Consider the following 13,019-nt stretch of genomic DNA (forward strand, 5'->3'; position numbering starts at 1 on the left):
ATATGTCGTTCAGGCATTTAAATAAGTACGGTGCCATGGCATTCAAATTGCCTTAAAACTTATGTGCCTTATTGTTACAGCTGTGCGTTCTATTAAGTAATTCTTCACTCGCGGGGAGCTGAACGCTATTCGCCATGAGCGCCATTGAATCTGCTTTTTTGAATCTGGCTTACCCTCCGCGGCTCGATCTGGGGCCGCAGCTCACGCACGAACAACTGCTCGGCTCGATGCAATCGACCATGGCGCGCCACAAAGGTGGGCCGGTCTGGTTGTTTGCGTATGGTTCACTGATCTGGCGCCCTGAGTGCACGGCGGTTGAGCGGGTTCGCGGCCGGGTGCATGGCTACCATCGCGGGTTGTACCTGTGGTCCCACGAACATCGCGGCACACCGGAAATGCCTGGCCTGGTGTTTGGCCTGGATCGCGGCGGTTCTTGCAGCGGTTTCGCCTATCGCTTGCCCGAAGAGCAACTCGAAGCCTCGCTCTACGCACTATGGCAGCGCGAGATGCCTTTCCCTTCCTACCGCCCGCACTGGCTCAACTGCCGTCTCGAAGATGGCAGCCAGGTTCAGGCATTGGGATTCGTTCTGGAGCGACACCTGCCCAGCTATGCCGGCAACCTGCCGGACCATGTGCTGAGCCATGTGTTCGAAAACGCCTGCGGGCGCTACGGCACCACTCGCGATTATGTCGAGCAGACCGCGCACGCCCTGCGCAGCCACGCCATGCCAGACCGGAATCTGGAGGCGCGGCTCAAGCGCTGTAAATCAACGGCCGATCAAGCGAGTGCTTCGCGGCCCTGACTGGCGATTTGTTTGTGCCGTAGCGTCGGGGCCAGGAAGGCCATCGCCAGCAGGCAGGCGCCGACCAGCAGCACGAAGCCGCCGTCCCAGCCGAAATGGTCCACGGTGTAGCCCATCGCTGCACTGGCCGCGACCGAACCGCCCAAGTAGCCGAACAGACCGGTAAAGCCCGCCGCCGTACCGGCAGCTTTCTTCGGTGCCAGTTCCAGCGCCTGCAGGCCGATCAGCATTACCGGGCCGTAGATCAGGAAGCCGATGGAAAGCAGCGCGATCATGTCGACCATCGGATTACCGGCAGGGTTGAGCCAGTAAACCAGCGTCGCAACCGTCACCAGCGCCATGAACACCATGCCGGTCAGGCCACGGTTGCCCCGGAAGATCTTGTCCGACATCCAGCCGCACAGCAGCGTGCCCGGGATACCTGCCCACTCGTAGAAGAAGTACGCCCACGAGGTTTTATCCACAGTGAAACCCTTGGCCTCCTTGAGGTAGGTTGGCGCCCAGTCCAGCACGCCGTAACGCAGCAGATAGACAAAGACGTTGGCCAGGGCGATGTACCAGAGCATTTTGTTGCGCAGCACGTATTTGACGAAAATTTCCTTGGCGCTGAATTCCTCTTCGTGGCTGGCGTCGTAGCCTTCCGGGTAGTCGTTCTTGTATTGCTCGATCGGCGGCAGGCCAACCGATTGCGGGGTGTCGCGCATGGTCACAAAGGCAAACACCGCTACTGCCAGCGCCACGGCTGCCGGCACGTAGAACGCGGCGTGCCAGTCATTGAACAGGCCCATGCCGATCAGGAACAACGGGCCGATCAGGCCACCACCGACGTTATGCGCCACGTTCCACACGGACACCACGCCGCCACGTTCCTTCTGCGACCACCAGTGCACCATGGTCCGGCCACTTGGCGGCCAACCCATGCCCTGCGCCCAGCCGTTGATGAACAGCAGAATGAACATCATGGTCACGCTGGACGTCGCCCAGGGTGCGAAACCGAAAATGAACATCACTCCGGCCGACACCAATAGGCCGAACGGCAGGAAGAAGCGCGGGTTGGAACGGTCGGACACCAGGCCCATCAGAAACTTCGACAGGCCGTAGGCAATCGCGATGGCAGACATCGCCAGGCCCAGCTGGCCACGGGAGTAACCCTCGTCGATCAGGTACGGCATGGCCAGGGAGAAGTTCTTGCGCAGCAGGTAGTAACCGGCATAGCCGATGAAGATACCGGCGAAAATCTGCCAGCGCAGGCGTCGGTAGGTGCTGTCTATTTTTTCTTCAGGCAATGGAGCCTGATGTGCGGCAGGACGAAAGAAAGCAAACATTCAAGAGCTCCAGGTTTCTTGTTTTGACTGCGGATACGAATGTTACAGTTTCGTTACCGAAAATAGCACCGGTTCTCATCGGCAAAACAGCGGAAATGTTGGATATCGCGCGTTCCTTTATGAACATGTCGGTCAGATGTAAGTGAGGGGCGTTGTAGGAAGCGTTACCTGTTTGGTTGGCAGGCGCTTGATGTGCCTGAAATAGGGCAGGTCTTTAGGAAAGGCCCTTCGTTTAAAGCAGAAGTCATGGCGTTATGCCGAATGACTCAGCGCCTTAACCTTTGTGCTGTTGCCAGGTCTGGCGTTGTAGGCGAAGGGAGAGGGACATGCGGTGGTGGGTATGCGTGCTGTTGTTGGTGGTGTCCCTAGATGTCAGGGCCGGGGAGGTGTTCCTGATTCCCGAGAATAATCCGAAGCCGGTTTATCCAATGGCGCTGCATAGGGCGGGTGTCACCGGGATGGTGCGTGTCAGCATGATTGTGAAGGCCGATGGATCAGTCAGTAATGCCGTGATTGCGCAAAGTGTGCATCCCGAACTCGAAGAGGCATCATTGGCCGCAGTCAACCAATGGCGATTCAAGCCGTGGACAGTTACCAAGGATCAGCCTGCACAAATCATCGTGGTCGCACCTATGGAGTACAGGCTGGACAGAGATCATCCCTTCCACGTCAACAAGGAATTGGAGCGGCTGAAATGCAGTGCTATCGCACGGGCATCGTTGAACATCGCCACTTCCTCGTGGGTGGACCTGCCGGTTTTCAGCTGGACTCGCAGTTACCTGACCCACTCGCTTTCACCGACGCAATTGCCGGAAGAGAAACGTCTGGCTCTGATCGCCAGGCTCAATGCCAGCGTGCGTTCGATTGTGCAGCGGTGTAGCGCACATCCGGCAAGTCGGTATGTGCGGTTTTTGCCGGAGGAGATTCGGGTGTTGCTTTGACGGCAAGAAAGAGCGCGGCTAAATGGCCGCGCTTTTATTGCAGATAGAGATTCAGCGAACCTGCACCACCACTTTCCCCACCGCTTTACGCTGGCCAAGGTCATTGATCGCCTGCGCCGCATTGCTCAGCGGATACACCTGAGACACCAGCGGCTTGAGCTTGCCTTCGGCAAACCAGCCAAACAACTGCTGGAAGTTTGCCGCATTGTCTTGCGGCTGACGTTGGGCGAACGAGCCCCAGAACACGCCGAGCACCGCCGCACCCTTGAGCAGGGCCAGGTTGACCGGCAACTCGGGAATGCGCCCGCTGGCGAAGCCGACCACCAGCAGGCGGCCGTTCCAGGCGATGGCGCGGATCGCCTGGTCGAACAGGTCGCCGCCGACCGGGTCGTAGATCACGTCGGCACCCTGGCCGTCGGTCAGGCGCTTGATTTCGTCCTTGAGGCTGGTTTCGCTGTAGTTGATCAGTTCGTCGGCACCGGCGGCCTTGGCCACGGCGAGTTTCTCTGCGCTGCTGGCCGCGGCGATCACCCGGGCGCCCATGGCTTTGCCGATTTCCACCGCCGCCAGGCCGACACCACCGGAGGCACCAAGCACCAGCAGGGTTTCGCCCGGCTGCAGGTTACCGCGCTGCTTGAGGGCGTGCATCGAGGTGCCGTAGGTCATGCTGAAGGCGGCGGCAGTGTTGAAGTCCATCGATGGCGGGATCGGCAGCGCGTTGTAACCCGGTACAGCGACCTGCTCGGCAAAGCTGCCCCAGCCGGTCAGGGCCATGACCCGGTCACCGACTTTCAGGTGGCTGACCTTTTCGCCCACTGCGCTGACCACGCCGGCCGCTTCACCGCCCGGTGAAAACGGGAAGGGCGGCTTGAACTGGTATTTGCCCTCGATGATCAACGTGTCGGGGAAGTTCACCCCGGCGGCGTGCACGTCCAGCAGGATTTCGTTCTTCTTTGCGACAGGACTGGCGACGTCTTCCAGCACCAGCGATTCGGCAGGGCCGAAGGCTTTGCACAGCACGGCTTTCATCAGGGCTATTCCTTTGGGAGTGATGGCCGATAAGTGTAGGTGTGTGGGTCGATGGGTCAACGAGCATGCCCGACCCTGATAGTCAGCCATAAGCTTGTGCTGGCGTGGCGGGTCGTTATGCTAGGCCGCAAACCGGATAAGGAGCGAATTGTGAAAGCGTGGATCATGTTGATGCTGGCCCTGTCCCTGCCTGTGGCAGCGGTGGCCGAAGAAGCCAGGGAAGATGCAGCGCCGAAAGTCAGTTACATCACCCTGAGCCCGCCGTTCGTGGGTAACTACGGGCTGGATGGCACGCCGAAACTGAAGGTCTACAAGGCCGATGTGGCGTTGCGGGTAACCGGTGACGAAGCCGCCAAGGCGGTGAAGGCCAATGAGCCGTTGATCCGCAATCAATTGGTCGCGCTGTTCGCCCAGCAGACCACCGAGACGATGAACAATGTCGAGGCCAAGGAAAAGCTGCGTCAGGAAGCGTTGAAGCAGACCCAGCAGGTGATGAACGACGAAACCGGTAAGCCGGTGGTTGAGGATTTGTTGTTCAACAACCTGATCATCCAATAAGACTCTCGCTGTCCTGACGGGCCTCTTCGCGAGCAAGCCCGCTCCCACAGGGTTCCGTGGTGGACTTATGATCATGTTCCAACACAAATCCACTGTGGGAGCGGGCTTGCCCGCGAAGGCGTTCTGAAAGACGCTGCAAATCCTACGGCTTGAGCGCAACCACCGCTGCCCACTGCTCCGCCGTCACCGGCATCACCGACAGCCGCGAGCCTTTCTGCACCAGCGGCAACCCGGCCAGTGCCGTCTGCTGTTTCAGATAATCCAGTTTCAGCACCCGGGCAAAGGTCTCGACATGCTCGACATCGATCGCGCTCCAGGCGTTTTTGTCCGGGGTGGCCTTAGGGTCGAAATAATGGCTCTCTGGCTCCAGCGCCGTCGGGTCCGGATACGCGGCTTCGACAATCTTGCCGATTCCGGCGATGCCCGGCTCAGGGCAGCTGGAATGATAGAAAAAGAACTCATCCCCCACCGCCATGGTCCGCAGGAAATTGCGTGCCTGATAGTTGCGAACCCCGTCCCAGCGCGCTTTGCCGAGCTTTTCCAGCCCCTTGATCGAGAGTTCGTCGGGCTCGGACTTCATCAGCCAATAGGCCATGTCTGTTGCTCCTTGCGTGGTGATTGAGCAGCTTGTCGGCGATTTTATGACAAACCGACAGTCGGTTGACGTCAGCATTTGCGCAGCGGTTCACGTTGTCGCAAAATGCCGGCCTTTAGAGCTTGACGCTGCTGCACGGCCTACAAACGGAAACCGCTGCTGTCATCGTGTTGATGTGCCTTTGGGGGGCAATCGATGAAACGCAAACCGGATTTACTATGGATTTTGGTCATTTTGTTTGGCCTTGGCGTCGTAACCACTGGCTATGCCCAAAGCCTGTGGGCCAACAAGACCGATGCACCGGTCGAACTCGCCCAATTGCAGCAACAGTCGACCGCCTTCAAGCGCTGATCCTGTTGCCTCGGCGCCACTGATCGAAGTGGCGTCTAGCCTGCGTAATACCAGGCCTTGTCTGTCACCGTTCCTTGCAGCGGCACATCCCAGCTCGCCTGAGCCAATCGCGCCACTTTCTGACATTCATGGGCCAGCCCCAACAGCGTCGGCTTGCGCCAGTCGTTTCGTCGCGCCAGGTAGGCCAGGCTGCGGTCGTAGAAGCCACCGCCCATCCCCAGGCGCCCGCCGACATCGTCAAAACCCACCAATGGCAACAGCACCAGATCCAGTGCCCAGATCTTGCGCTGCCGGGCGAGGTTGGCCCGTGGTTCGAGAATACGGAAGCGGTTGGGTTTGAGTTTTTCCCCGGGTCGGATGCGCTGGAACACCATTTTGGTTCGCGGCCAGGCGCTCAGCACCGGTAGATAGGTGGCCTTGCCCCGGCGTTGCGCGGCGCGCAGCAACAGGCGTGGATCGATTTCACCGTCGGTGGGCAGGTAGAGCGAGATGTGCCGGGCGCGGCGGAACAGCGGTTGCTGGGCCAATTGCTTGTACAGTCCGCGAGCGGCCTGGCGTTGCTGACTGGGAGTCAGTGCGCGGCGGGCCTTGCGCAGCATGCGTCGAAGTTGCGGGCGGGGGAGCAGCGCAGGTTCGGTCATGTATTCGGGCTTCAACAATGCGGATACGTGAAGCGTACCCGTAAAAACGCCAATGCCGGTATCAAAACCGGCATTGGACTGAAATCAGGCTCCCCGAATGTGCCGCTGTCGACTTAGCCCTTGAACCCGAAAGTTCAAGGTGGAAGATGCAGTAGGCTTTAAGGCTTTCCGTCTAGCGGACATGCACACCAGCCCAACGTGCAACCTCCAGGGTATAGCAAATCGGCTCAGGGACATCGCCAACTGGCAAGCACCCCAGGGAGTTAGGGGATTATACCGCAAGCGGCGGCGCGAATCAGCCTTTGGTGACGTCCGGATCGGTGGCGAGCGCCAGATCGACGCGATCGAGCAGGTCACGCACCTGTTCGCGGGTCGATCCGCTGGCCTGGATATCCGGGCGTTCTTCCTTGTGCAGCAAGTCGTGGGTGATGTTCAGCGCGGCCATCACGGCGATACGGTCGGCACCGATGACCTTGCCGCTGCTGCGGATCTCGCGCATCTTGCCGTCCAGATAACGGGCTGCGCTGACCAGGTTACTGCGCTCTTCCTGAGGGCAGATGATCGAATACTCTTTGTCGAGGATCTGCACGGTGACGCTATTGCTTGAACTCATGAGTCTTGCTCCAGGGCCTTGAGGCGCGAAATCATCGATTCGACCTTACGCCGGGCGATTTCGTTTTTTTCAATGAGGTGCGCGCGTTCCTCGCGCCAGGTCTTTTCCTGAGCTAGTAAGAGTGCGTTTTGACTCTTAAGTTGCTCGACTCGGGTAATCAGCAGCTCGAGTCTGGCCATCAGCGCTTGCAGGTCGGTGTCTTCCATATTGTCCACTGTGTCTGACGGGGTAGCTGGCGGACAGCCTTTAATAGTCTTGGCGAGTCTGTCGATGTAGGATACAAGGCCTTCATTCTAGACATAGCGCCGTCTGGCGCCTAGCTGCCCATGACCATTCAGAATTCCCCGTACCAAGCCTTCGCCACCCTGCTGACTTCCAGCGGTCACAACGTCTCGCCCGCTGAACTGCACGGGCTGTTGCTCGGCCGCAGCTGCGCCGGCGCCGGTTTCGACGCCGAAGGCTGGCTGATCGACGCCGCTGAACTGCTCGAAAGCGAGCCGCAGGACAACGTTCGCAACGCCCTGACCGGCCTGCAAGAGATGGTAAAAGGCGAACTCACCGGCGATGACGTGACCGTCGTTCTGCTGCTGCCGACTGACGACGCCCCGCTCACCGAGCGTGCCGCTGCACTGGGCGAGTGGTGCCAGGGCTTCCTCAGTGGCTTTGGCTTGAACTGCCGTGACAGCAGCGCCCTGAGCACCGAGGCCACCGAGGTGTTGCAGGATCTGGCGGCCATTTCCCAGGTGCAAGATGCCCTGGAAGAGTCCGACGACGGCGAAAACGACTACATGGAAGTCATGGAGTACCTGCGCGTCGCACCGCTGCTGCTGTTCTCCGAGACCAAAAAAGACGTGCAGGTCGCTGCCAAACCGTCTTTGCACTAATCGTAAGACAGGGAAAACCATCTGCCCATGATTCATATCCCGAAATCGGAATACAGCCGTCGCCGCAAGGCCCTGATGGCGCAGATGGAACCCAACAGCATCGCCATCCTGCCCGCCGCCGCGGTCGCAATTCGTAACCGCGACGTCGAGCACGTCTACCGCCAGGACAGCGACTTCCAGTACCTCAGCGGTTTTCCCGAGCCTCAGGCCGTACTGGTGCTGATGCCGGGGCGCGTGCATGGCGAATACATCCTGTTCTGCCGCGAACGCAATGCCGAGCGCGAGCTGTGGGATGGCCTGCGTGCCGGGCAGGAAGGCGCAATTCGCGACTTCGGCGCCGACGACGCCTTTCCAATCACTGATATCGACGACATCCTGCCAGGCCTGATCGAAGGCCGTGACCGGGTGTATTCGGCGATGGGCAGCAACCCCGAATTCGATCGCCACCTGATGGAGTGGATCAACGTGATCCGCTCCAAGGCCAACCTCGGTGCCCAGCCGCCGAACGAATTCGTTGCCCTGGATCATCTGCTGCACGACATGCGCCTGTATAAATCGGCGGCAGAAGTGAAAGTGATGCGCGAGGCGGCGCGGATTTCCGCCCAGGCGCATGTACGGGCCATGCAGGCCTGTCGCGCCGGGTTGCACGAATTCAGCCTGGAAGCCGAGCTCGATTACGAATTTCGCAAGGGCGGGGCGAAGATGCCAGCCTACGGGTCGATCGTCGCGGCGGGGCGTAACAGCTGCATCCTGCATTACCAGCAGAATGACGCGTTGCTCAAGGATGGGGATATGGTGCTGATCGACGCCGGTTGCGAGATCGACTGCTACGCCAGTGACATCACCCGGACCTTTCCGGTCAGCGGTAAGTATTCTGCGGAACAGAAAGCGATTTACGAATTGGTGCTGGCTTCCCAGGAAGCCGCCTTTGCCGAAATCGCCCCGAACAAGCACTGGAATCAGGCACACGAAGCAACGGTCCGGGTCATTACCGCCGGGCTGGTCAAACTGGGCCTGCTGCGGGGCGACGTTGATGAACTGATCGCCAGCGAAGCCTACAAGGCGTTTTACATGCACCGCGCCGGCCATTGGTTGGGCATGGATGTGCATGACGTCGGCGAATACAAGGTCGGCGGCGAGTGGCGCGTGCTGGAAGTCGGCATGGCGCTGACCGTGGAGCCGGGGATCTATATCGCCCCGGACAACCAGAATGTTGCGAAGAAATGGCGTGGCATTGGCGTGCGCATCGAGGACGACGTAGTGGTCACCAAAACCGGCTGTGAAATATTGACGAACGGCGTGCCGAAAACCGTTGCCGAGATCGAGGCCCTGATGGCCGCCGCGCGGACACAGGCAGCATGAGTCGAGTCAACCTGGCAATCATTGGTGGCGGGCTGGTCGGTGCAAGCCTGGCGCTGGCGCTTCAGGCCGGGGCCAAGGCCCGGGGCTGGAAGATCGTGTTGATCGAACCGTTCGCCCCTGGCGACAGCTATCAACCGAGTTACGATGCCCGTTCCTCGGCGTTGTCCTTCGGCTCGCGGCAGATCTATCAACGGCTGGGCGTCTGGCAGGAAGTCTCGCGCCGCGCCGAGCCGATCAAGCAGATTCATGTTTCCGACCGTGGTCGGTTCTCGACGGCGCGGCTGTCGGCGATGGAAGAGGGTGTTCCAGCGCTGGGTTATGTCGTTGAAAACGCCTGGCTCGGCCAATGCCTGTGGCAAGGCCTGGACAAGGACGTGATCAGTTGGCGCTGCCCGGCGGAAGTCACCCGCATGGAGCCGCTGGTCGATGGCTATCGCCTGACCCTGAATGATGAAACCACCCTGGAATGCGACCTCGCGGTGCTCGCCGATGGCGGCCGCTCCGGCTTGCGCGAGCAGTTGGGGATCGGTATCCGCAAGCGTCCGTACAACCAGAGCGCGCTGATCGCCAACATCACCCCGAGTGAAGCCCACAACGGCATGGCCTTCGAGCGTTTCACCGACGAAGGCCCGATGGCGTTGCTGCCGCTTCCGGATAATCGCTGCGCACTGGTCTGGACCCGCCTGGGCATGGACGCGCAACGCCTGGCGGCCCTGGATGAGCGCAGCTTCCTCAGCGAGTTGCAGGGTGTGTTCGGTTATCGCCTCGGCACATTGAAGCAGGTGGGTGCGCGGCATCTGTATCCACTGACGCTGGTCGAGGCTGAAGAACAGGTGCGCCCGCATCTGGCGATTCTCGGCAACGCAGCGCACAGCCTGCATCCGATCGCCGGCCAAGGGTTCAACCTGTCCCTGCGCGATGCCCAGGCTTTGGCCGATGCCTTGCTCGCCAGCGAAAACCCTTTGGGCGACTTCGCCACGTTGCAGGCCTATCGCGAACGCCAGCGACTCGATCAGGACCTCACCGTGGGTTTCTCCGATCAGGTTACGCGCCTGTTTGGCAGCACCCAGCCGCTGGTGTCCCTGGGGCGCAACATCGGCTTGCTCGGCCTGGATCTGCTGCCACCGGCCAAACGCTGGTTTGCCCGGCAGGCGATGGGGTTGGGTACGCGACCGGATGCGTGACTGGCTGATCCGCGGATTCGGCAAGGCACGATCGATAAAAATACCTGCCTGCAGGTTCGGCATTCATGACGGCTCTTGCCACTGGGTGGCGCGGGTCGGGAAAACCCTTTACGTGCGGCTCAAGCCGCAAGAGAGACAGGCTTAAAGCATGGAAATGCGCGCAGATCTGCTGATTGTCGGGGCCGGAATGGTCGGCAGCGCCCTGGCGCTGGCGTTACAGGACAGCGGGCTGGAAGTCCTGCTGCTGGACGGCAGCCCCATGAGCGTCAAACCGTTCAACGCTCAGGCTGCGTTTGAACCGCGGGTGAGCGCCTTGTCGGCCGCCAGCCAGCGGATTCTCGAGCGCCTGGGTGTGTGGGACGGCATCGCCGGGCGGCGCAGCAGCCCCTACACCGACATGCAGGTCTGGGATGGCAGCGGCACCGGGCAAATCCACTTCTCGGCGACCAGCGTGCATGCCGAGGTACTGGGACATATAGTCGAGAACCGCGTGGTGCAGGATGCCTTGCTCGAGCGCCTGCACGAATGCGACCTGGGGTTGCTGGCCAATGCTCGCCTGGAGCAGATGCGCCGCTCCGGCGATGATTGGCTGCTGACCCTGGCCGACGGCCGCACCCTGCGCGCGCCGCTGGTGATCGCGGCGGATGGCGCCAACTCGGCGGTGCGACGCCTGGCCGGTGTGGCGACCCGCGAATGGGATTATCTGCACCATGCCATCGTTACCAGCGTGCGTTGCGCCAGGCCGCATCAGATGACGGCCTGGCAGCGCTTCACCGATAACGGTCCGTTGGCGTTTCTGCCCCTTGAGCGCGACGGCCAACAGGATTGGTGTTCGATCGTCTGGTCGACCACACCCGGCGAAGCCGAACGCCTGATGGCGATGGATGAACAAGGTTTCCGCAAGGAGCTGGAGCGGGCCTTTGAAGGTCGGCTCGGCGAGGTGCTTAGCGCTGACCCGCGCCTGTGTGTGCCTCTGCGCCAGCGGCATGCCAAGCGTTATGTGGCTGAAGGCCTGGCATTGATCGGCGACGCGGCCCACACCATTCACCCGTTGGCCGGGCAGGGGGTGAATCTCGGGTTCCTTGATGCCGCCGTGCTGGCCGAAGTGTTGCTGCAAGCGACAACACGTGGCGAACGCCTGGCGGATGTGAAGGTCCTCAGCCGTTACGAACGTCGGCGCATGCCCCACAACCTGGCGCTGATGGCGGCGATGGAAGGCTTCGAGCGCTTGTTCCAGGCCGATCCGTTGCCGGTGCGCTGGTTGCGTAATACCGGGTTGAAAATTGTGGAGAAGATGCCGGAAGCCAAGGCGTTGTTCGTGCGTGAAGCGCTGGGGTTGACCGGGGATTTGCCGGCGCTTGCCAAGCTCTGAGATTTTCGTTGAGGCTTATGGCCTCATCGCGAGCAAGCTCGCTCTAACAGGAATTCAGGTGTTAATGCAATTTGTGTGAACGCTGGAGAACCCTGTGGGAGCAAGCTTGCTCGCGATGGCGGCAGTTCAGTCACCTCATATTCCAGCTCAAGCAACATCTGGTAACTCCTCCACGGCCAGCTTCGATTGAGAAGCTAAATGTGAGTCCTTATCATTTGTCCTCATTTTTCAATCGAGAGACCGCTCCCATGTTGGCACCGAAGCGTCTACTGACTGCACTGGCCTTGACCCTGATCGGCAGCACCGCCGCCCAGGCCGCTGACGAAGTGGTGGTCTACTCCTCGCGAATCGACGAGCTGATCAAGCCAGTATTCGATGCCTACACCGCCAAGACCGGCGTGAAAGTGAAGTTCATCACCGACAAGGAAGCGCCGCTGATGCAGCGGCTCAAGGCCGAGGGCGCGAATACGCCGGCCGACCTGCTGCTGACCGTCGATGCCGGTAACCTCTGGCAAGCCGAGCAGATGGGCATCCTCCAGCCGTTCACCTCGAAAACCATCGACACCAATATTCCCCTGCAATACCGGGCTGCCTCCCATGCCTGGACCGGCCTGAGCCTGCGGGCGCGGACCATCGCCTACTCCACTGATCGGGTGAAGCCGGGTGAACTGACCACCTACGAAGCGCTGGCCGACAAGCAATGGGAAGGCCGCCTGTGCCTGCGCACGGCGAAGAAGGTCTACAACCAGTCCCTGACCGCGACCATGATCGAAGTGCACGGCGCCGGGAAGACCGAGGAAATCCTCAAGGGCTGGGTCAGGAACCTGTCCACTGACGTGTTCTCCGACGACACCGCCGTGCTGGAAGCGATCAACGCCGGCCAGTGCGACGTCGGTATCGTCAACACCTACTACTACGGCCGCCTGCACAAGCAGAAGCCAGACCTGCCGGTGAAGCTGTTCTGGCCGAACCAGGCTGACCGTGGCGTACACATCAACCTGTCGGGTATCGGCCTGACACAACACGCGCCACACCCGGAAGCGGCCAAGGCCCTGGTGGAGTGGATGACCACTCCTGAAGCGCAGAAAATCTTTGCCGACGTGAACCAGGAGTTCCCGGCGAACCCGGCCGTGCAGCCATCGGCTGAAGTCGCCGCGTGGGGCAAGTTCATCGCTGATACCTTGCCTGTGGAAATCGCCGGCAAGCGCCAGGCCGAGGCGATTCGCCTGATGGACAAGGCTGGCTGGAACTGAGCCTGCTGTTTTAAAGGTCAAAAGATCGCAGCCTCCGGCAGCTCCTACAGGGTGATCACCAACCCAATGCAGGAGCTGCCGGAGGCTGCGATCTTTTTGCGTTTTCTC

General features: G+C 60.5%; 15 protein-coding genes, 1 other RNA gene and 1 pseudogene. 10 read left to right on the top strand and 7 right to left on the bottom strand.

Annotated elements, in window-relative coordinates; genetic code table 11:
* Positions 1 to 134: 134 nt before the first annotated feature.
* Positions 135 to 803: a gamma-glutamylcyclotransferase gene (locus tag ASD95_RS01560; protein ID WP_056726388.1), complete on the top strand. Its 669-nt coding sequence runs from the start codon at positions 135 to 137 to the stop codon at positions 801 to 803.
* Here ASD95_RS01560 and glpT read toward each other — a convergent pair.
* Positions 779 to 2,128, bottom strand: a complete 1,350-nt coding sequence (gene glpT / locus ASD95_RS01565; protein WP_008048696.1) for a glycerol-3-phosphate transporter — start codon at positions 2,126 to 2,128, stop codon at positions 779 to 781. The two genes, ASD95_RS01560 and glpT, sit on opposite strands and share 25 nt — an antisense overlap.
* 326 nt (positions 2,129 to 2,454) lie before the next feature.
* On the opposite strand from glpT, the gene ASD95_RS01570 reads away from it, so the two are divergent.
* Positions 2,455 to 3,069 carry an energy transducer TonB gene (locus tag ASD95_RS01570; protein WP_056726389.1) on the top strand — a complete coding sequence of 205 codons (615 nt, stop codon included), beginning with the start codon at positions 2,455 to 2,457 and terminating at the stop codon, positions 3,067 to 3,069.
* Between the two features lie 51 nt (positions 3,070 to 3,120).
* On the opposite strand, the gene ASD95_RS01575 is transcribed toward ASD95_RS01570, so the two are convergent.
* Complete coding sequence (locus ASD95_RS01575; RefSeq protein WP_056726390.1) at positions 3,121 to 4,098, bottom strand: NADPH:quinone oxidoreductase family protein; 978 nt, start codon at positions 4,096 to 4,098, stop codon at positions 3,121 to 3,123.
* A gap of 150 nt (positions 4,099 to 4,248) precedes the next feature.
* On the opposite strand from ASD95_RS01575, the gene ASD95_RS01580 reads away from it, so the two are divergent.
* Entirely contained in the window at positions 4,249 to 4,656 is a 408-nt protein-coding gene (locus ASD95_RS01580; protein WP_056726391.1) for a flagellar basal body-associated protein FliL, read from the top strand.
* 142 nt (positions 4,657 to 4,798) lie between these two features.
* On the opposite strand, the gene ASD95_RS01585 is transcribed toward ASD95_RS01580, so the two are convergent.
* Positions 4,799 to 5,251, bottom strand: a complete 453-nt coding sequence (locus tag ASD95_RS01585; RefSeq protein WP_056726392.1) for an EVE domain-containing protein — start codon at positions 5,249 to 5,251, stop codon at positions 4,799 to 4,801.
* Between the two features lie 195 nt (positions 5,252 to 5,446).
* On the opposite strand from ASD95_RS01585, the gene ASD95_RS29400 reads away from it, so the two are divergent.
* Complete coding sequence (locus ASD95_RS29400) at positions 5,447 to 5,602, top strand: hypothetical protein (protein WP_007982896.1); 156 nt, start codon at positions 5,447 to 5,449, stop codon at positions 5,600 to 5,602.
* A 35-nt stretch (positions 5,603 to 5,637) separates the two neighbouring features.
* Here the strand turns inward: ASD95_RS29400 and ASD95_RS01590 are convergent, their stop codons facing one another.
* The 4 genes from ASD95_RS01590 to ASD95_RS01600 form a co-directional block, all read right to left on the bottom strand.
* Positions 5,638 to 6,243 carry a 5-formyltetrahydrofolate cyclo-ligase gene (locus ASD95_RS01590; RefSeq protein WP_008048703.1) on the bottom strand — a complete coding sequence of 202 codons (606 nt, stop codon included), beginning with the start codon at positions 6,241 to 6,243 and terminating at the stop codon, positions 5,638 to 5,640.
* A gap of 86 nt (positions 6,244 to 6,329) precedes the next feature.
* Positions 6,330 to 6,508, bottom strand: a non-coding RNA gene (ssrS, locus tag ASD95_RS28220) — 6S RNA.
* 30 nt (positions 6,509 to 6,538) lie between these two features.
* Positions 6,539 to 6,856, bottom strand: coding sequence for a cell division protein ZapA (locus ASD95_RS01595; RefSeq protein WP_007982900.1), 318 nt, complete (start codon positions 6,854 to 6,856; stop codon positions 6,539 to 6,541).
* A complete protein-coding gene (locus tag ASD95_RS01600) occupies positions 6,853 to 7,062 on the bottom strand; it encodes a TIGR02449 family protein (RefSeq protein WP_007940359.1) in 210 nt (69 codons plus the stop codon). The genes ASD95_RS01595 and ASD95_RS01600 overlap by 4 nt, the downstream gene beginning before the upstream one ends.
* Positions 7,063 to 7,182: 120 nt before the next feature.
* On the opposite strand from ASD95_RS01600, the gene ASD95_RS01605 reads away from it, so the two are divergent.
* From ASD95_RS01605 to ASD95_RS01625, 6 genes and pseudogenes are all read left to right on the top strand, one after another.
* The gene (locus ASD95_RS01605; RefSeq protein ID WP_056726393.1) at positions 7,183 to 7,740 is read left to right on the top strand and encodes a YecA/YgfB family protein; all 558 of its coding nucleotides are present in this window, start codon (positions 7,183 to 7,185) and stop codon (positions 7,738 to 7,740) included.
* A 27-nt stretch (positions 7,741 to 7,767) separates the two neighbouring features.
* On the top strand, positions 7,768 to 9,102 hold the full coding sequence (pepP, locus tag ASD95_RS01610; RefSeq protein ID WP_056726394.1) for a Xaa-Pro aminopeptidase: 1,335 nt from the start codon (positions 7,768 to 7,770) through the stop codon (positions 9,100 to 9,102).
* Complete coding sequence (gene ubiH / locus ASD95_RS01615) at positions 9,099 to 10,286, top strand: 2-octaprenyl-6-methoxyphenyl hydroxylase (protein ID WP_056726395.1); 1,188 nt, start codon at positions 9,099 to 9,101, stop codon at positions 10,284 to 10,286. The genes pepP and ubiH overlap by 4 nt, the downstream gene beginning before the upstream one ends.
* Before the next feature lie 58 nt (positions 10,287 to 10,344).
* Positions 10,345 to 10,431: pseudogene (locus ASD95_RS29525) on the top strand (tetrameric acyl-CoA thioesterase); the annotation flags it as partial.
* Between the two features lie 9 nt (positions 10,432 to 10,440).
* The gene (locus tag ASD95_RS01620) at positions 10,441 to 11,658 is read left to right on the top strand and encodes a 2-octaprenyl-3-methyl-6-methoxy-1,4-benzoquinol hydroxylase (protein WP_177336486.1); all 1,218 of its coding nucleotides are present in this window, start codon (positions 10,441 to 10,443) and stop codon (positions 11,656 to 11,658) included.
* 248 nt (positions 11,659 to 11,906) lie between these two features.
* Positions 11,907 to 12,911, top strand: a complete 1,005-nt coding sequence (locus tag ASD95_RS01625) for an extracellular solute-binding protein (RefSeq protein ID WP_056726397.1) — start codon at positions 11,907 to 11,909, stop codon at positions 12,909 to 12,911.
* Positions 12,912 to 13,019 lie beyond the last annotated feature (108 nt).

It is taken from the genome of Pseudomonas sp. Root71, from assembly GCF_001429045.1.
GTDB lineage: Bacteria > Pseudomonadota > Gammaproteobacteria > Pseudomonadales > Pseudomonadaceae > Aquipseudomonas > Aquipseudomonas monachiensis.